An 18,795-nucleotide genomic window follows, 5' to 3' on the forward strand; every position below is an offset into this window, starting at 1 on the left:
CTGACAATGGCCCCCGGAGCGGAAGAAGGGCCAGGTCAGCGGGCTGTGGCGGAACGGGGCGGAGGGATGTCAGACGGTGGCGAGCCTCCGCTGCACACGCGCCGCACGCGACCCCACCACGGTGATCGCCACGACCCCCAGCACGGCCAGCAGACCCATGGAGACGGTCCCCGGCCAGCCGCCCGCGTGGAACGCGATCGCGCCGAGCGTGCTGCCCGCGCTGGACCCCACGTAGTAGGCCGACTGGTACAGCGCGGACGCCTGCGCCCGCCCCTCGTTCGCCGTGTGGCTGACCGCCGACGACGCCACCGCGTGCCCGGCGAAGAACCCGGCGGTGATCAGCACCAGCCCGATCAGCACCAGCGGCAGCGAACCGGACAGCGAGACCAGCAGACCCGCGGTCGTGGTACCGCCCGCCAGGTACAGCGCTCCCCGTCGCCCCAGCCGCCCCACCAGCCTGCCGGCGGTGGACGCGGAGACCGTGCCGACCAGGTACACCAGGAAGACCGACCCGATGACTCCCTGCGGCAGCGAGAACGGGGCGTCGGTCAGCCGGTAGCCGATGACCGTGTAGACGGCGCCGAAGACGGTCATGAAGAGCGCGCCGATGGCGTACAGCCGCCGCAGCAGCGGGTCCCCGAGGTGTGAGCGGACGGTGCGGGCCAGCACCGCCGGCCGCAGCGAGCCCGCCACGAAGTGCCTCGGCGCGGGCAGCAGCAGCCGGAAGGCCACCGCGCACCCGACCGCGATCAGGCCGAGCACACCGAGCGCCACCCGCCAGCCCCACTCCTGCGCGACCCAGCCGGTCACGATCCGCCCGCTCATGCCGCCGACGCTGTTGCCGGCGACGAACAGGCCGATCGCGGTGACGAGGGCCTTGGGGCGGACCTCCTCGGCGAGATAGGCGGTCGCCGAGGCCGGCACGCCGGCCAGCGCGGCGCCCTGCACCGCCCGCAGCACCACCAGCGCGCCCAGCGAGGGAGCGAACGGGATCAGCAGCCCGACCGTGACCGCGACCGCCAGCGACCCGGTCATCACCGCGCGCCGCCCGAACCGCTCCGACAGCGCGCTCATCGGCAGTACGAACAGCGCCAGCGCACCGGTCGCCGCCGAGACCGTCCAGCTCGCCGCGCTCGCCGTGCCCCCGAAGCCGGTCGAGATCAGCGGCAGCAGGGCCTGCGTGGAGTACAGGAGGGCGAAGGTGGCGACTCCCGCGAGGAACAGCGCGAGGCTCATCCGGCGGTAGCCGGGACCTCCCGGCGCCACACGGGAATCGGCGGCGGCCTCACAGGCGGTGGGGGCGGACGGCGTGCGGGGGAGGGCGGGGACGGCGCCCACGGTGGTGGACGCCCCGGTACTGGCGGAAGGCATGCCTCGAAACTACGGACGGCATCATTCATCCGTCCAATGCACGGAACCCCCATAATCGTTCCCGTGATGCATGAGCAGAGGTCAGCGCGGCAGCTGTCACAGTCCAGTGACACAGAACAAGTCCACGGCCGGTCCACCGATCGCGCCGCAGGCACGGGGAGCGGCATCGCAGGCGCCGTCGAGAACGAGGGCCCGGAGGACATCGAGGACATCGTCCTGCGGCTCGCCCCCCGCCTCGCCTACTTCGCCGGGGTCGCCCGCACCGAGCACGTCACACGCGCCGCACAGGAGATGCAGGTCCCGCAGTCGACCCTGTCGCGGGCCATGGTCCGGCTCGAACAGGACCTGGGTGTCGACCTGTTCGCCCGCCGCGGCCGCACGGTCTCCCTCACCCATGCCGGCCGTACCTTCCACGCCTCCGTCGAACGCGCACTCGCCGAGATCGAACGGGCCGCCGACGAGGTCCGCGCGGACGCCGACCCGGCCACCGGCAAGGTCGCCTTCGGCTTCCTGCACACGATGGGCGCCGAGACGGTCCCCGGCCTGCTCCATGCCTTCCGTGCCGAGCACCCCCGCGTCCGCTTCAGCCTCGTCCAGAACTACGGCGAGGCCATGATCGAACGTCTGCGCGCGGGCGAACTCGACCTCTGCCTCACCTCGCCCGTCCCGGACGCCCCCGACCTCGTCGCCCGCCGCCTCGACGAGCAGAAGCTCCGCCTCGTCGTCCCCGCCGACCACCGCCTCGCCGCCCGCAAACGCGTCCGCCTCGCCGAGGCAGCCGACGAAACCTTCGTCACCCTGGAGCCCGGCTACGGCATGCGCCGCATCACCGACGACCTCTGCAAACAGGCGGGCTTCAAACCCCGTATCGCGTTCGAGGGCGAGGAGGCCGAGACACTGCGCGGCCTCGTCGCCGCGGGCCTGGGGGTCGCCCTGCTGCCCCCGCCGGCGGTCCCGAGGCCGGGCGTCGTGGAGTTGACGGTCACCGCGCCCCGGGCCGCCCGCGAGATCGGGGTGGCCTGGCTGGCCGGCCACCCCGACACACCCCCGGTGGCCGCCTTCAAGAAGTTCCTCCTGTCACGCAAGGGCCGCCTCCTGCACGACTGATCGCGTCTGCGGGGGGCTGCGTCTGTGGGGACGGCGCGGAGTCGCGGGAGGGTACGCGCGGACACCCCCGCTCACCGCGTGCGCGGTGCGCCCCTCAGCCGCCCCACCGCGAGCGGGCCGCGCCGAAGCCGGAGGCGAGCGGCATGCGCAGGCCCAGCGGCGGCGGCGCGGCGAGCGCGTCCTCCACGGGGCGCGCGAACGCCCGGCCGAACAGCGTGCCCAGCACGAAGTCCGAGGCGAGCGCGTGCACCTCGTCGCGGTACTGCGTCAGCCCGTGCCGGTCCGCGTGCACCTCGAACCGGCAGATGTCGGGGTTCGTCTTCTTCGCGCGCGCGGCGTACCGGAAGGACAGTTCGGGGTCGACCCGTTCGTCGTTCGTGCCGTGCACGATCAGAACCCGCCGCCCCGCGAGCTGTTTCACCGGTTCGGGCGTCGCCGCCGCGTCCTCCTCGGGCAGCCAGGGGGCGATCGCCAGCACCGAGTTGACGGCGTCGTGGCCTCCTGCGTGCAGCGCCGCGCGCGCCCCCATGTGCAGCCCCACCAGGCACACCGGTACGTCCCCGTACCGCCGGACCACCTCGTCCGCGGCCCATTCGGCGTCCCGTGCGAGCCGGGCCTCCGTGCCGTTCCAGCCGCGGTGGCGGTAGTGCACGACATGGGCCGCCAGGCCCTCGTCGCGCCCCGCGCGGACCAGCCGGCGCCCCAGGGCGCGAACGGAGGCGGTGGCCATCATGGGGGAGGGTCTGCGGGTGGAAGCCTCGTCGCCGGCCGGGAGGAGCAGGACCACCGCGCCGACCGTGCTGGGCTCCGGGCCGAACGTCCGCCCAAGTCGGGGCGTCCGTACCGGCATTGCTTGCTGCGCCATGACAGAACAGTGTCAGAAGAGATGGTGTACGCCACCCGTCCTGCGGGTCACCATTGGGTATCGACACCCCCTGCCGACAGGTGATCTACGCGCGTAGGCGATAAGGTGCGAAAATGACGAACCAGACTGACCGGACCGGAGCCACCCCGGACTCGGACCAGATCCGCCGGGCGCCCAAGGTTCTGCTGCACGACCACCTCGACGGCGGGCTCCGCCCCGGCACCGTCGTCGAACTCGCCGACGCCTCGGGATACACCCCCCGGCTGCCGCAGACCGACCCCGACCGGCTCGGCGTCTGGTTCCGCGAGGCCGCCGACTCCGGTTCCCTGGAGCGGTACTTGGAGACCTTCTCCCACACCGTCGGCGTCATGCAGACCCGCGACGCGCTCGTCCGGGTCGCCGCCGAGTGCGCGCAGGACCTCGCCGAGGACGGAGTGGTCTACGCCGAGGTCCGCTACGCCCCCGAACAGCACCTCGACGGCGGCCTGAGCCTCGAAGAGGTCGTCGAGGCCGTCAACGAGGGCTTCCGCCTGGGCGAGCGCCGTGCCAGGGAGGCCGGGCGCCGCATCCGCGTCGGCGCCCTGCTCACCGCCATGCGGCACGCCGCCCGCGCCCTGGAGATCGCCGAACTCGCCAACCGCTACCGCGACCTGGGCGTCGTCGGCTTCGACATCGCCGGCGCGGAGGCCGGCTACCCGCCCACCCGGCACCTCGACGCCTTCGAGTACCTCAAGCGCGAGAACAACCACTTCACCATCCACGCCGGGGAGGCCTTCGGGCTGCCCTCCATCTGGCAGGCGCTGCAGTGGTGCGGCGCCGACCGGCTCGGCCACGGCGTCCGGATCATCGACGACATCCAGGTCCACGAGGACGGCTCGGTGAAGCTCGGCCGGCTCGCCTCCTACGTCCGGGACAAGCGCATCCCGCTGGAGCTGTGCCCCAGTTCCAACCTCCAGACGGGCGCAGCCCGTTCCTATGCCGAGCACCCCATCGGGCTGCTGCGGCGGCTGCACTTCCGCGCCACGGTCAACACCGACAACCGGCTGATGTCCCACACCAGCATGAGCCGTGAATTCGAGTACCTGGTCGAGGCTTTCGGTTACACGCTCGACGACATGCAGTGGTTCTCGGTCAATGCTATGAAGTCAGCATTCATTCCTTTCGATGAACGACTGGCCATGATCAATGACGTGATCAAGCCCGGATATGCCGAGTTGAAATCCGAATGGCTGTTCCGGCAAACGGCCTCCACCAGCGGTTCTGTCGACGAATAGCGTCACACGGCCGGTTACGGGAGTGGTCGTGCGGGGGCGACGCGGCCGACGGCCGATGTTTGCCACCGGCGGGACTTTGGTGTTTACGTTTCGGCACCGCTCACCACCCGTCGAACGCATTCCAAGGACGCATTCAACATGAAGCAGTCTGCTGCCAAGACCCTCGGCGTCGCCGCCCTCGGTGCCGCCATCGCCGCTGCGGGCGCGGGCGCCGCGAACGCCGCACCGAGCATGCCGGCCGCTCCCGACGCCTCCCAGGCCGTGGGTACCGTCACCCAGTCGCTGCCCGTCGAGAACGTGTCGAAGGCACTGCCGGGTGCCGCCGGAGCCGTCACCCAGGGTCAGCGTGCGCTCGGCGCCGGTCTGGAGTCGGCGCAGCCCGCCGTCGCCAACGTCCTCGCCGAGGGGCCGACCGCCCCCGTCGCCGGCCTGCTGGGCGGCCTCCCCGTCGGCAAGACCCTGCCCACCAAGGGCCTCGGCGTGAACGGCCTGCCCCTCGGTGGTGCGTGAGCGGACCGCTCCACTCGTACGCCGACGGGGCGCATCCTCTCAGGGGTGCGCCCCGTCGGCGTGGTCAGCGCAGGTGCGTCACCATGCCGTGCGGGCCTTCCCCTCGGACGGGAACAGGATCCACAGGGCTATGTAGAGCAGGAACTGCGGGCCCGGAAGCAGGCACGACGCGAGGAAGAGCACACGCATCGTGGTCGCGGAGGTGCCGAAGCGCCGTGCCAGCGCTGCGCACACTCCGCCGATCATCCGGCCTTCCGCGGGGCGGGCAAGGCGGCTCATGAGGGCTCCTTCGTCGGCGTAGGACGCCGGCCGTGGGCCGGCGGTGGGGCGGGGCCTCCTGATGGCCGCCGCTCTCTTTTCCACACCATCGACGCTACGGTGACGAAGCGGACGAAGCGTCACTCTACGGAGCCATTCCGACCCTGGGAATCGTCGGGGTCCGACCCTGAGAATGCTCCTCACGGCGACGGTCCGTCCGCATCAGGCTGTCCGCCCTGCGGCGGAGCGCGGCCCTGGCCGCCGGGACGACGGCGGCATGGGCGAGGCCCACACCGACCGCGTTCAGCAGGATCGAGTCGATGTCCACGACCTGGCCCGGCACCCCGGTCTGCAGCAGCTCCACGGCCAGCGACAGCAGCGCCCCGGTCGCGACCGACCGGGCCAGCGAGGCGACCGGCGACACCGACAGCCGGCCGTGCGCCAGGGGCAGCAGCACCCCGAGCGGTGCCAGCAGCGCGAGCCCCTCGCCGATACGCAGGGCCGCCTCCGGCCAGCCCAGCGCCAGATCCGCTCTGATCCCCGCGAAGGGCCGCAGGTTGGTCGGACTCACCCAGGTGACGTCCAGCGGACGCAGCGTGATCCAGGCAACGACCGCGAGATGTACGGCGAGGAGGACACCCCCCGCCGCACGAACACGGACCGCGGCACTACCGCCGCTCGTACCTTGACGCTGCACGCCCCCCAAGACGCGCCCTCCGGCGCGATCGGTTCCGCTCGATTTCTCCGGTTCCTGCGGGGCGGTGGCGGGCCTCAGGAACCCGGGACCTCCGTCGAGGGCGGTATCCCCGCCCCCGGATCCGACTGGACGTCCGCGGTGCACTCGTACCGGCGCAGCGCGTCGGCGCTGGTGCTGCCGAGGACGACCGAGCCGTTGTCGCCGGTGGCCGCCGTGTCCGCGAAGGTGCACACGATCTGCGCGAGGGCGTACTTGGGCAGCGAGTCGGGGGCGGTGGACAGCCGCAGGGTGTCGTCGGGATCACCCGGGCTGGGACCGGTCACGGTGATCCCGGACGGCACGGCCGTGCGGTAGCCGGCCTCGTCCTCCACGCCCGACGGTGTCTCGCCCAGGGCCTTCAGGAGCCCCTGGGCGACGACCACGCGCCGCCTCGCCTCGTCCGTGCCGTCGGCGATCCGCACCGAACGGTCGACGCGGACGAGCGCCCCCGAGCAGAGCAGGAACACCTCGACGGGCATGCCGGACGGGCCGGCCTGCGTCGCGATGTCCGTCGCCGACGACTCGCACGGCACCATCGACGGGGCGGGCCCGAAGTCCGTCGGCACCTGGGTGGCCCGGATCCCGCAGCCCGCCAGCAGCCCGGTCAGCACCCCGCCCGCGGCCAGGACCCGTACGCCCCGCCACGCGGCCCGCCCGGCCTTATCACGTGTCCGCACGCGCCGTACCCGTGTGTGTGCCGCCGGCACCTCTCGTATCGTCACTGCCCGTCCCCCTCGGTGTCCTCCGTGCCGCCCTCGCCCTGCTCCCCGTCGCCTTCCCGGGCGATCAGCGGGGCGGCGTCCCTGGGCAGGCGGAGGGTGAAGACCGCGCCTCCCTCGGGGGAGTTGGCGGCGGTGATCGCGCCGCCGTGGATGTGGGCGTTCTCCAGGGCGATGGACAGGCCGAGGCCGCTGCCCTCGGAGCGCGGACGGGAGGCGCTCGCCTTGTAGAAGCGGTCGAACACGTGCGGCAGGACGTCCTCGGGGATGCCGGGCCCGTGGTCCCGCACCTCGATCAGCAGGTCGGCGTCGTTCTTGTCGCCTTCGCGCACCGAGACCCGCACCGGCGAACCCCCGTGCTTGAGGGCGTTGCCGATGAGGTTGGCGAGGATCACGTCCAGGCGGCGCGGGTCGAGGTTGGCCATGATGCCGCGCTCGGCGTCCAGCTCCACCGCGTCCAGCCAGGCACGGGCGTCGATGCAGGCGGTGATCTGGTCGGCGATGTCCACGTCGTCGAGGACCAGCCGGGCCGTGCCCGCGTCGAAGCGGGTCACCTCCATCAGGTTCTCGACCAGGTCGTTCAGCCGCCTGGTCTCGCTCACCACGAGCCGTACGGCGGGTTCGATCATCGGGTCGACGCTGCCGGTCTCCGCGTCCAGCTCCTCCTCCAGCACCTCCGTGACGGCGGTGATCGCCGTCAGCGGTGTACGGAGTTCGTGCGACATGTCGGCGACGAAGCGGCGGGACGCCTCCTCGCGGGCGCTCATGTCGTCGACCTTCTTCTCCAGGGACTCCGCCGCGAGGTTGAAGGTCCGCGAGAGGTCGGCCAGTTCGTCCGTGCCGGAGACGCGCAGCCGGGTGTCGAGCTTGCCCTCGCCGAGCCGCCGGGCGGCCACCCCGAGGCGCTGCACCGGCTTCAGCACGGTCGTCGCGGCGGCCTGCGCGAGCAGTGCCGAGCCGATCAGCGACAGACCCGTCGCGATCCCCAGCGACCAGGCCAGCGAGTTGAGGTCCTCGGCCTCCTTCTCCATCGACTTGCGCATGTAGGCGGTCGGGCCGCCGCCGATCATCTTCGCCCCGCCCACCAGATAGGGGGTGTCGCCGTCGATGACGCGCTGCCAGTACACGTGGTACGGGTGCTGGTTCCCGGAGGTGATCTTCTGCCGCTTGTTGACGGCCTTCCGCAGGGACGCGGGCACGTCCTTGAGGGAGAACCCGTTCAGCGCGTTGTCGGTCGAGGAACCGGACACGGTCCTGCCGTCGGCGTCCTCGTCGATGAGCAGCACGCCGAAGCGGTCACCGCCGTCGGCCATCTTGCGCGCGGTGATCCGCAGCTGGTCCTGGGACGGGTTCGGGTGGAGCGTGCTCACATGGCTCTGCAGCTCACGCTCGAAGTCGTTGAGCGCCGCGTCCTGCGCACGGCTCTGCACGGCCTCCCGGTTGAGCCAGTACGCGATACCGGACGCCGACACGGCGGCCGTGAGCGCCACCAGCCCGAACACCACCACCAGTCGCAGCCGCAGGCTGGTGAAACGAATCCGGGACTGGACCTTGGTACGCGTCGCGGACCAGCCGCGGACCCCCCCTTGAGCTGTTGTCACTGAGGAACGTCCAGCCGGTAGCCCACACCGCGGACCGTACGGATCAGGGTCGGCGACGACGGCACGTCCTCGACCTTCGCACGCAGCCGCTGGACGCACGCGTCGACCAGCCGGGAGTCGCCCAGGTAGTCGTGCTCCCACACCAGGCGCAGCAACTGCTGCCGGGACAGGGCCTGTCCGGGGCGCCGGCTCAGCTCCAGCAGCAGCCGCAGCTCGGTCGGCGTCAGCTGGAGGTCCTCGCCGTTCTTCGTCACGGTCATGGCCGCGCGGTCGATGACGAGGTTGCCGAAGGTCGCCGCGTCGTTGGCCTCGCGCTCACCGCGCCGCAGCACCGCGCGGATCCGGGCGTCCAGCACCCGCCCCTGCACGGGCTTGACCACGTAGTCGTCCGCACCGGACTCCAGACCCACCACGACGTCGATGTCGTCGCTGCGGGCGGTCAGCAGGATGATCGGCAGCTGGTCGGTGCGCCGGATACGACGGCACACCTCGAATCCGTCGATGCCGGGCAGCATCACGTCCAAAACGATCAGATCCGGCCGCTGTTCGCGCAGCAGCTTGAGACCATCCTCGCCGGTGGCGGCGGTGGCGACACGGTGCCCCTGGCGCGTCAGTGAGAGCTCCAGGGCCGTGCGGATGGCGTCGTCGTCCTCGATCAGCAACAGGGAAGGCACGGGCTCATTCTGGCCCATGGCATGGCCACGAATCGACCGTTGAAGCGCTCCCGCGCGACACCCGCACACGATCGTGCCGTTCGCGTAGCCGTACCGCTCTTCTCTGTGATCGCGCTGTGTCTCCCCCAGGACCGACCCCTGTGACAGGTCTGTGACAGTCGGCGGACACGGCCATGAAAGTGGCCCGGCAGTCTTTTCGGCACGAGCAGGAAGCACCGCGGCGGCCGAGCGCCGGAGCGGGGCGAGAGACCGGAACTCCACGACGGGGGGCGCGAGATGAACACGCTGCACAGCACCAGCACTAGCGCAGTTGTCACGCGTCTCCACGACGTCATCCGGAACACGGAGAAGTCCGGTGCCGAAGGGGGTCCCTCCCGCGCGAGCGGATTCGAGCGTGGGGGAGGGCGGGGGTGCGCTCGCGGTACCGGGCGTCAGCACACCCCGTATGCGCAGCACGGGCTTCAGCCCTACATATCGGTGGTTGACGCACATGTGGGGGGAAGCACCACGGGGGTGGCCCACGGGGGAACGGGGGCCGCGTACGGGGACGGCACGGGGGAGCGCCGTTCTGTGTCGGAGGCGGAGTTCACCGCCTACGTCCAGGAGCGTCGTGCCTCCCTGTACGCAACCGCCTACCACCTGACCGGTGACCGCTTCGAGGCCGAGGACCTCCTCCAGAGCGCCCTCTTCTCGACGTACCGGGCGTGGGACCGGATCAGCGACAAGGCCGCGGTCGGGGGCTACCTCCGCCGCACCATGACCAACCTGCACATCAGCGCGTGGCGCCGCCGCAAGCTGAACGAGTACCCGACCGAGGAGCTGCCGGAGACCGCCGGTGACACGGACGCGATGCGCGGCACCGAACTGCGCGCCGTCCTGTGGCAGGCGCTCGCCCGCCTCCCCGAACTCCAGCGGACGATGCTGGTCCTCCGTTACTACGAGGGCCGCACCGACCCGGAGATCGCGGAGATCCTCGACATCAGTGTCGGCACGGTGAAGTCCAGCATCTGGCGGTCCCTGCGCCGCCTGCGGGAGGACGAGGTCCTCAGCTTCGGCCGTGACGAGGAGGAGTCCTTCGGGGAGCTTGTCGCCTGAAGGTCTGGGGGGAGCGGGGAAAGCGGGGGGAAGCACGGGGGATCCGGGGGAGATCGCGGTGGCGCGGGGGAGCGCCGCCGCGACAACCGGGGGGAACCGGGGGAACCAACGGGACCACGGGGGACACGGGGTCACGACGGGGGACAACGGGGGAAAGCGGGGCTGGAGGGCCGGGGGGTCCGTCCAGTCCCGCTTTGTTGTGCCCGGCTCCGGTGCCCGCCTCTCCGGCCCGGCTCCGGTGTCCGGCTCTCCGGCCCGGCTCTCGTGTCCGGGCCGGCCTAGGCCGGGGTCTGCGCGCGGCGGCCCGCCGCGGCCGACGCCAGCCGTCCGAGCGCCTCGTCCTTGTCGCAGGCGTGCGCGCCCAACTCCGTCTGCCGGGCCACGATCGAACGCTCCAGACGCATCAGCCGCCAGCCACGCCGCAGCAGGAAGGGCACCGACTTGCGGCCCTCCCGCAGATCACGCAGGAAGCGGCGGCGGAACGTCGTCGCCGGGCCCCGGGTCAAGCACAGCGCGTCCGCGAGGACGCCGAGTTCGCGGCAGCGTCCCACGATCTCCGCGGCGAAGATGCCCTCGGCGATGAACAGCGGGGTCCGCTCGATGCTCAGGGACTCCCAGCCGGTGCGTGCGCTGAGCGAGATGTCGTACGCCGGCACGGTCGTACGGCTCGTGCGGCACAGCTCCTCGATCGCCGCGACGGCGGCGTCCGCGTCCCAGGACAGCGGATGGTCCCAGTCGATGTCCGTGCTGCCCTCCACCAGCGGCAGCGTCGGGTCGTCGCCCTCCTTGTAGAAGTCGTCGAGCCGCAGCACGGGCAGGCCGGAGCGGGCGGCGAGGAGGGATTTGCCTGAGCCGGAGGGGCCGGACAGCAGGACGACCCGGGTCGGTATCGGAGGATGCGAACTCACGAGAGTCCAGTGTGAGGCATCGCGCGGCTCCCGCCGAGTCTGCGGGTCGTCCTTGGAGCGCACATCACATCTCAACTACCGTGGGTGCTTCCATGCTTACTTTCCGCAGTAGGAAGTGACCACGCTGATGGCTCGACACTCGGCCCCCCAGTCCCCCCTCGCCCGGCGCGCGTTGCTCGCCGTCACGACCGCGGGCGTCGCGCTCGGCGCGGGCGCCGGTACGGCCGCCGCGGCGGACGGCGCCGACCCCGCCGTCGACGTGCTGCGCACCCGCCCCACCTCGCTCGGCTCGGTGGACCCCCAGGCGGGCCTGACGGCGCTGACCGGCACCGTCGGGTACGTCACCGGCCCGGTCGCCGGTCTCAAGCCCAACCCCCTCGCCGGCACCGGAGTCGACCCGCTCGACAACGGCGTGGGCACCCAGCTCGCCGACTTCCAGGCCGTCAGGTCGACGGCCCTGACCGGCCCGGTGGCACAGGCGCCGTCGATCGGGAGCATCCCGGTGGTGGGGCAGCTGGTGGGCGGTCTGCGCTGACCCGTCGGGTGCTCGGTGCGCCTGGAGGAGAAGCGGGTCGACCCCCTTCATCTGAAGGGGGTCGACTCGTTGGGGTCACGTGGTACGACCCGGGTGGGTGATCGTGATACGGATCACCTCGTTGTCGATGACGTGCAGGACTCGGTGGTCGCCGACGCGGAGCCGGCGGATGTCGGGTGACCCGTACGGGGGCGACGCCGCTGGGCGAGGGCCATCGGCCAGTTTGTCGATGGTGTCGAGGTCCAGCGAGAGGCCGCTCGGATCTTCCTTCAGGAACCGGGCCGTCGAGTCGAGGGCATGCGGTTCGAAGGCGATCTCGTACGTCACCTCTGTTCGAGCCCCAGCCGTCGACGAACCTCGGCCATCGGAATGCCGGGTCCGAGGGTTCCCTCCGCCTTGCGCCGCTGGTAGTCCGCCACCGCTGGGGCGTCTTCGAACGCTGAAGCATCTCCAGAAGGTCAACGCGGCGCTGTCGGGCCTCAACCCCGAGAAGCCGGCGGCCCTCAGACCTGGGGAAGCGTACGTGTGGTCAGGGAAGGCCACGGACGAGGCGTTCGTCAGAGGGACGGTCAAGGTCGACTGCCGACCGAGAGTCACGCGCCATGGGGGCGACGCGGACCGCGCTGGGGCGGTGAGACGAGGGAGGGGCGTCGGGGGCTGGAGGCCGAGGCCGACCGCGGGTTTGTTGCGGCTGGTTGCGCCCGCGTGGCGGGGCCGCATGTCGACACGGCCCCGACGCCCCTGTCGTATCAGTACGCCGAACCCGACGCGCCCAGCGACCCCGTCGGGTGCCACACCGTCTTCGTCTCCAGGAACGCCGTCATGCGGTCGATGCCCGGCGTCGCCGACCAGTCGTCCACAGGCTGTGGACGCAGGACGCGCTTGAGGTTGTCGGCCGCGGCGATCTCCAGCTCCTTCGCCAGGATCTCGTCCGCGCCGGCCAGGTCGATCGCGTTGACGTCCTGGTGGGCGGCGAGCGGCGCCGCGATCTCCGCCGTACGGCCGGACAGGACGTTCACGACACCGCCGGGCACGTCGGACGTGGCCAGGACCTCGCCCAGCGACAGCGCCGGGAGCGGGGACCTCTCGGAGGCGACCACCACGGCCGTGTTGCCCGTGGCGATCACCGGGGCGATCACCGAGACCAGGCCCAGGAAGGACGACTCCTGCGGGGCGAGGACGGCGACCACACCGGTCGGCTCGGGGGAGGAGAGGTTGAAGTACGGGCCCGCCACCGGGTTCCCGCCGCCGACCACCTGGGCGATCTTGTCGGTCCAGCCCGCGTACCAGACCCAGCGGTCGATCGCCGCGTCCACCTGGGCGGCGGCCTTCGACTTCGACAGGCCCTCGGCGTCGGCGACCTCGTGGACGAACTGGCCCCTGCGGCCCTCCAGCATCTCCGCGACCCGGTACAGGACCTGGCCCCGGTTGTACGCCGTGGCGCCCGACCAGCCGCCGAACGCCTTGCGGGCCGCGACCACCGCGTCACGGGCGTCCTTGCGGGAGGAGAGCGGCGCGTTGGCCAGCCAGTTGCCCTGCGAGTCCGTCACCTCGTACACCCGGCCGCTCTCGGAACGCGGGAACTTCCCGCCGACGTACAGCTTGTAGGTCTTGAAGACGCTCAGACGGTTCTGCTCGGTCTTGCCGGTCTTGTCAGACATCGAGGTACGCCTCCAGGCCGTGGCGGCCGCCCTCGCGGCCGAAGCCCGACTCCTTGTAACCGCCGAACGGCGAGGTCGGGTCGAACTTGTTGAACGTGTTGGACCAGACGACGCCCGCGCGCAGCTTGTTCGCGACGGCCAGGATCCGGGAGCCCTTCTCGGTCCAGATGCCCGCCGACAGGCCGTACTGGGTGTTGTTGGCCTTGGCGACCGCCTCGTCCGGGGTGCGGAACGTGAGCACCGACAGCACCGGGCCGAAGATCTCGTCGCGGGCGATGGTGTGCGCCTGGGTGACGTTCGTGAACAGCGTCGGCGCGAACCAGTAGCCCGCCGAGGGCAGTTCGCACGCCGGGGACCAGCGTTCGGCGCCCTCCGACTCGCCCTGCTCGACGAGCGAGGTGATCCGGGACAGCTGCTCCTCGGAGTTGATCGCCCCGATGTCCGTGTTCTTGTCGAGCGGGTCGCCGAGGCGGAGGGTGGACAGGCGGCGCTTGAGGGAGTCGAGCAGTTCGTCCTGGATCGACTCCTGGACCAGGAGACGGGAGCCCGCGCAGCAGACCTGGCCCTGGTTGAAGAAGATGCCGTTCACGATGCCCTCGACGGCCTGGTCGATCGGGGCGTCGTCGAAGACGATGTTCGCGCCCTTGCCGCCCAGTTCGAGGGTGAGCTTCTTGCGGGTGCCCGCGACCGTCCTCGCGATCTGCTTGCCGACCGCCGTGGAGCCGGTGAAGGCCACCTTGTTCACGTCGGGGTGCGCGACCAGGGCGGCGCCCGTGTCGCCGTACCCGGGGAGGATGTTGACGACGCCCTTGGGCAGGCCCGCCTGACGGCAGATGTCCGCGAAGAAGAGGGCCGTCAGCGGGGTGGTCTCGGCCGGCTTGAGGACGACCGTGTTGCCGGTGGCGAGGGCCGGGGCGATCTTCCACGCCAGCATCAGCAGCGGGAAGTTCCACGGGATGACCTGGCCCGCGACGCCCAGCGGCCGGGGGTTCGCGCCGAAGCCGGCGTGGTCGAGCTTGTCGGCCCAGCCCGCGTAGTAGAAGAAGTGCGCGGCGACCAGGGGCAGGTCGGCGTCGCGGGTCTCCCTGATCGGCTTGCCGTTGTCCAGCGTCTCCAGGACCGCCAGCTCACGGCTGCGCTCCTGGATGATGCGGGCGATGCGGAAGAGGTACTTCGCGCGCTCCGCGCCCGGCAGCGCCGACCACTTCTCGAACGCCCTGCGGGCCGCCTGCACGGCACGGTCCACGTCGGCCTCGCCGGCCTGGGCGACCTCGGAGAGGACCTCCTCGGAGGAGGGGCTGACGGTCTTGAAGACCTTGCCGTCGGCGGCCTCGGTGAACTCGCCGTCGACGAACAGGCCGTACGAGGGCGCGATGTCGACGATCGCGCGGGACTCGGGGGCCGGGGCGTACTCGAATGCGGATGACACGTTTTCCATGGTCATGGGGTCTCAGTCCACCGTCACGTAGTCGGGGCCGGAGTAGCGGCCGGTGGCCAGCTTCTGGCGCTGCATGAGCAGGTCGTTGAGGAGCGAGGAGGCACCGAAGCGGAACCAGTGGTTGTCCAGCCAGTCCTCGCCCGCCGTCTCGTTGACCAGGACCAGGAACTTGATCGCGTCCTTGGACGTGCGGATGCCGCCGGCCGGCTTCACACCGACCTGGACGCCGGTCTGGGCGCGGAAGTCGCGGACGGCCTCCAGCATCAGGAGGGTGTTGGCGGGGGTGGCGTTGACCGCGACCTTTCCGGTCGAGGTCTTGATGAAGTCCGCGCCCGCGAGCATGCCGAGCCAGCTGGCGCGACGGATGTTGTCGTACGTCGACAGCTCGCCGGTCTCGAAGATGACCTTCAGCCGCGCGGCCCCGCAGGCCTCCTTCACGGCGACGATCTCCTCGTACACCTTCAGGTAGTGGCCCGAGAGGAAGGCACCGCGGTCGATGACCATGTCGATCTCGTCCGCTCCGGCGGCGACGGCCTCCCGGACGTCGGCCAGCTTGACCGACAGGGGGGCGCGGCCCGCGGGGAAGGCGGTGGCGACGGAGGCGACCTTGACGCTGGAACCCGCGACGGCCGCCTTGGCGGTGGCGACCATGTCCGGGTACACGCAGACCGCGGCCGTGGCGGGGGTCGTGCGGTCGGTGGGGTCGGGGTGGACCGCCTTGGCGCCGAGCGCCCGGACCTTGCCCGGGGTGTCCGCGCCTTCCAGCGTGGTCAGGTCGACCATGGAGATGGCCAGGTCGATGGCGTACGCCTTGGCGGTCGTCTTGATGGAACGGGTGCCGAGGGAGGCGGCGCGCGCCTCCAGGCCGACCGCGTCCACACCGGGCAGTCCGTGGAGGAAGCGGCGCAGTGTGCTGTCGGACGCGGCGGCGTCGGCTAGGGCGTGGGGTGCGGCAGTGGACATGGTCACCAGACGAGCATATCTACGCGCGTAGCGGGTGTACACCCCCGGAGTCCGGTCGAGGAGGCGGTGGGGAGGGCGGCGTTCCGGGGGGTGGGTTGCGCCCGGTGGCGGCGGGGGCGGGGCAGGCGGGCGTGGGCAGGGGAGGCGTGGGCCGGGCCCGGGGCCGGGGCAGTGGCGGGGCGGGAGCCGGGTGTCGTGCAGAATCGGAAGTATGACCACCCCGGATCGACCGTCGTCCCAGGAGCAGCCGGAACCCCGGAAGCGCTCGGCGGCCTCGACGTCATCGGAGGGCACACCGTCCTCGGAGACCCCGAAGACCGAGCCCGCCCCCCAGACCGCGCAGGCCCGGCCGCGGCGGACGCCCGAGGCGGCGGCCCCGCGTCCGGCCGACGCCGTCGCGCCCGCCAAGCCCGCCGAGCCGGCCAAGGCCGTCAAGCCCGCCAAGGCCGTCAAGCCCGCCAAGCCGGTCTACAAGGACCGTGCCTACCGGTCGCCCGGCGGGCTCGCGGGCGGTGTGCTGCTCCTCGGCCTCTTCGGCTGGCTCGGCGCGGACGCGGTGATCACCGGCGAGGGGCGTACGCCCTGGCTGGCCCTGGCCGCGCTGCTGCTGGCGGTGCCGCTGGTGGTGGCCTTCTCGGTCCGGCCCGCCGTCTTCGCCAACGACGACCGGCTCCGGGTGCGCAACCCGTTCCGCGTGATCGAACTGCCCTGGGCCTCCGTCGCCTCGCTGCGCTCCGGTTACTCCAACGAGGTGATCGACGAGGCCGGGACCAAGTACCAGCTCTGGGCCGTCCCCGTGTCGCTGCGCGCCCGCAAGAAGGCCGCCCGGCAGCAGGCCCGGGAGTCCGGCAGGGCCGCCAAGGGCGACAGCAGCGGCCGTACGTCGCTGGAACCGCGGACCGTCCGCGCCGAGACCGACCAGATCATGGCCGACCTGCGCGAGCTGTGCGAGGCCCGCGCGAAGGCGCCGGGGTCGCAGGGGCAGCCGACCGTCCGCTGGGCCTGGGAGGTCGTGGGGCCGGCGGCGGCGGGAGCCGTACTGCTGTCGATCCTGATCGCGCTGGGGTGAGCGCGGGGGGCGTGGAACCCCGGCGGAGGGCTCCGGGACGGGCGGGGACCGCGGCATCGTCCCTCTCTCGCCGCGAAGGGCACCCGTGCTGAGAGTCCGTCAGCACCGGGCCGTACGGTCGTACGAATGACGAGTACCGTCGCGGTCCGAGTGTCTGGGTGGCCATGAGCACGAACATCGAGTCCCCGGGGCGGCCGTCGCGCCGGCTGCCCGAGTCCGCCGTGCCCGAGGGCTGCCCGGCCTGGAGCGGTGAGAAGGCGCGTCTGTGGGCGCGGGCCCAGCCCCCGGTCTGGGTGCCGGTCCGGATGCGGTCCCTGCACCTGCTCGCCCTGGCCATGGTCGGGCTGACGGCCGGGTTCTGGCTGGCCAACGCCCGTGAGGTGCCGCCCGCCCTCGCCGCCCTGGTCCCCCTGCACCTGGTGTGGACCCTGGCGCGCCCCGAGGTGCCGCGGGTCTCCGGTCCCGTGCTGACCCTCGTCCTCGCCTGGTACGGCGGCGTCCACGACCTGCCGGTCCTCGTCGGCCTCCTCCTGGTGAACGCCGCCTGGGCGCTCGCCGAGTTCCGCATGAGCACGCGGCGGACGCAACGGATGTGGGCCGTGAGCGCCGCGGAGGGTGTCACCGCCGTGGTGCCGGACGGCGTCGGGCCGCTGCGGCGGGGGCGGTTCCTCGTCGCTCTGGGGCTGGTGCTCGCGGCCCTCGGCGGGGTCTTCGTCCTCGTGGCGTCCGGGTGGGACGCGGCCGCCGACCGCCGGGAGGCCATGCTGGCCGGGTGGTTCACGGTCGGCTGGGGGCTCACCGCGCTGGCCTCCGGCCTGCTGTCCCGGCGCCGCGCCGCCGGGCTGCGGAGCGCCCCGGCCCCGGTCCTGCGGGTCCTCGTGCGCGACGGCGCCAACGGTGACGTGGAGGTCTTCACCGCCGACGACGTGGCGGGGGTGCGGCCGATGTTCACCGTCACCGCCGAGGAGTGGTACGACGACGAGGACGAGGGCGACGAGGAGGACGAGGAGGACCGCCTGCTCGAGGTGAAGGAAATGGAGGCGCTCCTCGACTCCCTCGACGCCGACACGGAGGACGCGGCACGGCCCGGCCCTCTGCGCGAGGCCGTCCTCTACGGAGCGCCGTACGACGGCGGCGAACTCGTGATCGTCAGCGCCCCCGAGGACACGCGGAACGGCGCGGACGAGGCCCGGAGCGAGCGGCAGGCACCGGAGAGCGGCGGCGGTTGCGGGGACGAGGAGATCGTCGTCGAGTCGTCCATGGCCCCGGTGCGGGCTCTGTCCGGGCGGGCGGTGCGGCTGCGGATCGCGGCCGAGAGGGCGCGGGCCCGGCGTGCGGCGGTGTACGCGGACCGGCGCGCGGCCGCCGCCGAAGGGATCACCGAGCGGCTTGCGTCCCGGACGGTACGGCGGTGGCGGGCCGGCCTGCTGGACCGGGCCGTCTGCCTGGTGGTCGTGGTGTGGGCGGCGCTGCTGGTGCTGGGCGAGGACGGCGGATGGCGGTACGTCCCCGGTGTCTTCCTCGGGCTCGTCGGCGCCCTGCTGCTGCCGCGCATGGCGGCGTGGCGCATCACCGCCGACCGGGACGGGCTGTGGTTCAACGGCATGCGCGGCGTCCGGCACACCGAGTGGGACCACCTCATGACCGTGCGGTGCGAGGGCGGCGAGCTGAAGGTGGACAGCCACCGGTTCGGGTTCGGCTCGGCCTGGACGGCGCACGCGCCCCGCTGGGGCCGGCTGGAGCGGCGGTTCGGCGTCGTCCACCCCTACGAGCGCACGGCCGCCGAGATCACCGCCATGTGGCGGGAACCGGCACTGCGGCCCACGGACACGAGCGACGAACGCGCCCGGGGCCGGGCCCTGTGGCCGCTGGGCGTGGCCCTGGGGCTGGTGTGGGTGGCGGCGCTGCTGCTGGTGCCGTAGGGCGCGACCCGTGTGCGGCCAGGGCGCGAGCGCCCGCGAGCCACGCAACCTGCACGACGGAAGCCCCGGCCGACGACGCTGTCGACCGT

At 72.2% G+C, this 18,795-nt stretch carries 19 protein-coding genes; 7 read left to right on the forward strand and 12 right to left on the reverse strand.

Annotated elements, in window-relative coordinates; genetic code table 11:
• Window positions 1-69: 69 nt before the first annotated feature.
• Complete coding sequence (locus GSY65_RS23460) at window positions 70-1,371, reverse strand: MFS transporter (protein ID WP_159772090.1); 1,302 nt, start codon at window positions 1,369-1,371, stop codon at window positions 70-72.
• A 63-nt stretch (window positions 1,372-1,434) separates the two neighbouring features.
• Here GSY65_RS23460 and GSY65_RS23465 point away from each other — a divergent pair, with 63 nt between their 5' ends.
• Complete coding sequence (locus GSY65_RS23465; RefSeq protein WP_443043246.1) at window positions 1,435-2,478, forward strand: LysR substrate-binding domain-containing protein; 1,044 nt, start codon at window positions 1,435-1,437, stop codon at window positions 2,476-2,478.
• Between the two features lie 94 nt (window positions 2,479-2,572).
• Here the strand turns inward: GSY65_RS23465 and GSY65_RS23470 are convergent, their stop codons facing one another.
• Window positions 2,573-3,343, reverse strand: coding sequence for an alpha/beta hydrolase (locus tag GSY65_RS23470; protein WP_159772091.1), 771 nt, complete (start codon window positions 3,341-3,343; stop codon window positions 2,573-2,575).
• Between the two features lie 113 nt (window positions 3,344-3,456).
• Here GSY65_RS23470 and GSY65_RS23475 point away from each other — a divergent pair, with 113 nt between their 5' ends.
• Both GSY65_RS23475 and GSY65_RS23480 read left to right on the forward strand, forming a co-directional pair.
• The gene (locus GSY65_RS23475; RefSeq protein ID WP_159772093.1) at window positions 3,457-4,617 is read left to right on the forward strand and encodes an adenosine deaminase; all 1,161 of its coding nucleotides are present in this window, start codon (window positions 3,457-3,459) and stop codon (window positions 4,615-4,617) included.
• Window positions 4,618-4,755: 138 nt separating this feature from the next.
• The gene (locus tag GSY65_RS23480) at window positions 4,756-5,127 is read left to right on the forward strand and encodes an ATP-binding protein (protein ID WP_159772095.1); all 372 of its coding nucleotides are present in this window, start codon (window positions 4,756-4,758) and stop codon (window positions 5,125-5,127) included.
• Window positions 5,128-5,205: 78 nt separating this feature from the next.
• On the opposite strand, the gene GSY65_RS23485 is transcribed toward GSY65_RS23480, so the two are convergent.
• The 5 genes from GSY65_RS23485 to afsQ1 all read right to left on the reverse strand — a co-directional run bounded on the left by GSY65_RS23485 (window position 5,206) and on the right by afsQ1 (window position 9,115).
• On the reverse strand, window positions 5,206-5,406 hold the full coding sequence (locus GSY65_RS23485; RefSeq protein WP_055515954.1) for a PspC domain-containing protein: 201 nt from the start codon (window positions 5,404-5,406) through the stop codon (window positions 5,206-5,208).
• A 124-nt stretch (window positions 5,407-5,530) separates the two neighbouring features.
• Complete coding sequence (locus tag GSY65_RS23490; RefSeq protein ID WP_159772098.1) at window positions 5,531-6,082, reverse strand: VanZ family protein; 552 nt, start codon at window positions 6,080-6,082, stop codon at window positions 5,531-5,533.
• 74 nt (window positions 6,083-6,156) lie between these two features.
• Window positions 6,157-6,798: a hypothetical protein gene (locus GSY65_RS23495; RefSeq protein WP_159772101.1), complete on the reverse strand. Its 642-nt coding sequence runs from the start codon at window positions 6,796-6,798 to the stop codon at window positions 6,157-6,159.
• Between the two features lie 41 nt (window positions 6,799-6,839).
• Window positions 6,840-8,441 carry a sensor histidine kinase gene (locus GSY65_RS23500; protein WP_159772104.1) on the reverse strand — a complete coding sequence of 534 codons (1,602 nt, stop codon included), beginning with the start codon at window positions 8,439-8,441 and terminating at the stop codon, window positions 6,840-6,842.
• Window positions 8,438-9,115, reverse strand: a complete 678-nt coding sequence (afsQ1, locus tag GSY65_RS23505) for a two-component system response regulator AfsQ1 (RefSeq protein ID WP_201452638.1) — start codon at window positions 9,113-9,115, stop codon at window positions 8,438-8,440. The genes GSY65_RS23500 and afsQ1 overlap by 4 nt, the downstream gene beginning before the upstream one ends.
• Window positions 9,116-9,391: 276 nt before the next feature.
• On the opposite strand from afsQ1, the gene GSY65_RS23510 reads away from it, so the two are divergent.
• A complete protein-coding gene (locus GSY65_RS23510; protein WP_159772110.1) occupies window positions 9,392-10,210 on the forward strand; it encodes a SigE family RNA polymerase sigma factor in 819 nt (272 codons plus the stop codon).
• 278 nt (window positions 10,211-10,488) lie between these two features.
• Here the strand turns inward: GSY65_RS23510 and GSY65_RS23515 are convergent, their stop codons facing one another.
• Window positions 10,489-11,118, reverse strand: coding sequence for a uridine kinase family protein (locus GSY65_RS23515; RefSeq protein ID WP_159772113.1), 630 nt, complete (start codon window positions 11,116-11,118; stop codon window positions 10,489-10,491).
• Window positions 11,119-11,245: 127 nt separating this feature from the next.
• On the opposite strand from GSY65_RS23515, the gene GSY65_RS23520 reads away from it, so the two are divergent.
• Window positions 11,246-11,653: a hypothetical protein gene (locus GSY65_RS23520; RefSeq protein ID WP_159772116.1), complete on the forward strand. Its 408-nt coding sequence runs from the start codon at window positions 11,246-11,248 to the stop codon at window positions 11,651-11,653.
• Window positions 11,654-11,728: 75 nt separating this feature from the next.
• Here the strand turns inward: GSY65_RS23520 and GSY65_RS23525 are convergent, their stop codons facing one another.
• The 4 genes from GSY65_RS23525 to deoC form a co-directional block, all read right to left on the reverse strand.
• Window positions 11,729-11,980: a type II toxin-antitoxin system RelE family toxin gene (locus GSY65_RS23525; protein ID WP_159772119.1), complete on the reverse strand. Its 252-nt coding sequence runs from the start codon at window positions 11,978-11,980 to the stop codon at window positions 11,729-11,731.
• A gap of 422 nt (window positions 11,981-12,402) precedes the next feature.
• On the reverse strand, window positions 12,403-13,314 hold the full coding sequence (locus GSY65_RS23535) for an aldehyde dehydrogenase family protein (protein ID WP_159772122.1): 912 nt from the start codon (window positions 13,312-13,314) through the stop codon (window positions 12,403-12,405).
• Window positions 13,307-14,743 (reverse strand): aldehyde dehydrogenase family protein, encoded by a 1,437-nt coding sequence (locus tag GSY65_RS23540; protein ID WP_159772126.1) that lies wholly within the window; start codon window positions 14,741-14,743, stop codon window positions 13,307-13,309. The genes GSY65_RS23535 and GSY65_RS23540 overlap by 8 nt, the downstream gene beginning before the upstream one ends.
• 21 nt (window positions 14,744-14,764) lie before the next feature.
• Window positions 14,765-15,715: a deoxyribose-phosphate aldolase gene (deoC, locus tag GSY65_RS23545; RefSeq protein ID WP_159776310.1), complete on the reverse strand. Its 951-nt coding sequence runs from the start codon at window positions 15,713-15,715 to the stop codon at window positions 14,765-14,767.
• Window positions 15,716-16,229: 514 nt separating this feature from the next.
• On the opposite strand from deoC, the gene GSY65_RS23550 reads away from it, so the two are divergent.
• Window positions 16,230-16,784 carry a PH domain-containing protein gene (locus GSY65_RS23550; RefSeq protein WP_159776312.1) on the forward strand — a complete coding sequence of 185 codons (555 nt, stop codon included), beginning with the start codon at window positions 16,230-16,232 and terminating at the stop codon, window positions 16,782-16,784.
• 164 nt (window positions 16,785-16,948) lie between these two features.
• Window positions 16,949-18,706, forward strand: a complete 1,758-nt coding sequence (locus GSY65_RS23555) for a hypothetical protein (RefSeq protein WP_159772129.1) — start codon at window positions 16,949-16,951, stop codon at window positions 18,704-18,706.
• Window positions 18,707-18,795: the final 89 nt, after the last annotated feature.

This window comes from Streptomyces sp. HM190 (genome assembly GCF_009857135.1).
GTDB lineage: Bacteria > Actinomycetota > Actinomycetes > Streptomycetales > Streptomycetaceae > Streptomyces > Streptomyces heilongjiangensis.

What these genes read in the sequence shown, in the direction of transcription:
- GSY65_RS23460 (WP_159772090.1), bottom strand. Translation starts at nt 1,371, where the DNA reads ATGCCTTCCGCCAGTACCGGGGCGTCCACCACCGTGGGCGCCGTCCCC.
- GSY65_RS23470 (WP_159772091.1), bottom strand. Translation starts at nt 3,343, where the DNA reads ATGGCGCAGCAAGCAATGCCGGTACGGACGCCCCGACTTGGGCGGACG.
- GSY65_RS23475 (WP_159772093.1), top strand. Translation starts at nt 3,457, where the DNA reads ATGACGAACCAGACTGACCGGACCGGAGCCACCCCGGACTCGGACCAG.
- GSY65_RS23480 (WP_159772095.1), top strand. Translation starts at nt 4,756, where the DNA reads ATGAAGCAGTCTGCTGCCAAGACCCTCGGCGTCGCCGCCCTCGGTGCC.
- GSY65_RS23485 (WP_055515954.1), bottom strand. Translation starts at nt 5,406, where the DNA reads ATGAGCCGCCTTGCCCGCCCCGCGGAAGGCCGGATGATCGGCGGAGTG.
- GSY65_RS23510 (WP_159772110.1), top strand. Translation starts at nt 9,392, where the DNA reads ATGAACACGCTGCACAGCACCAGCACTAGCGCAGTTGTCACGCGTCTC.
- GSY65_RS23520 (WP_159772116.1), top strand. Translation starts at nt 11,246, where the DNA reads ATGGCTCGACACTCGGCCCCCCAGTCCCCCCTCGCCCGGCGCGCGTTG.
- GSY65_RS23535 (WP_159772122.1), bottom strand. Translation starts at nt 13,314, where the DNA reads ATGTCTGACAAGACCGGCAAGACCGAGCAGAACCGTCTGAGCGTCTTC.
- deoC (WP_159776310.1), bottom strand. Translation starts at nt 15,715, where the DNA reads ATGTCCACTGCCGCACCCCACGCCCTAGCCGACGCCGCCGCGTCCGAC.
- GSY65_RS23555 (WP_159772129.1), top strand. Translation starts at nt 16,949, where the DNA reads ATGAGCACGAACATCGAGTCCCCGGGGCGGCCGTCGCGCCGGCTGCCC.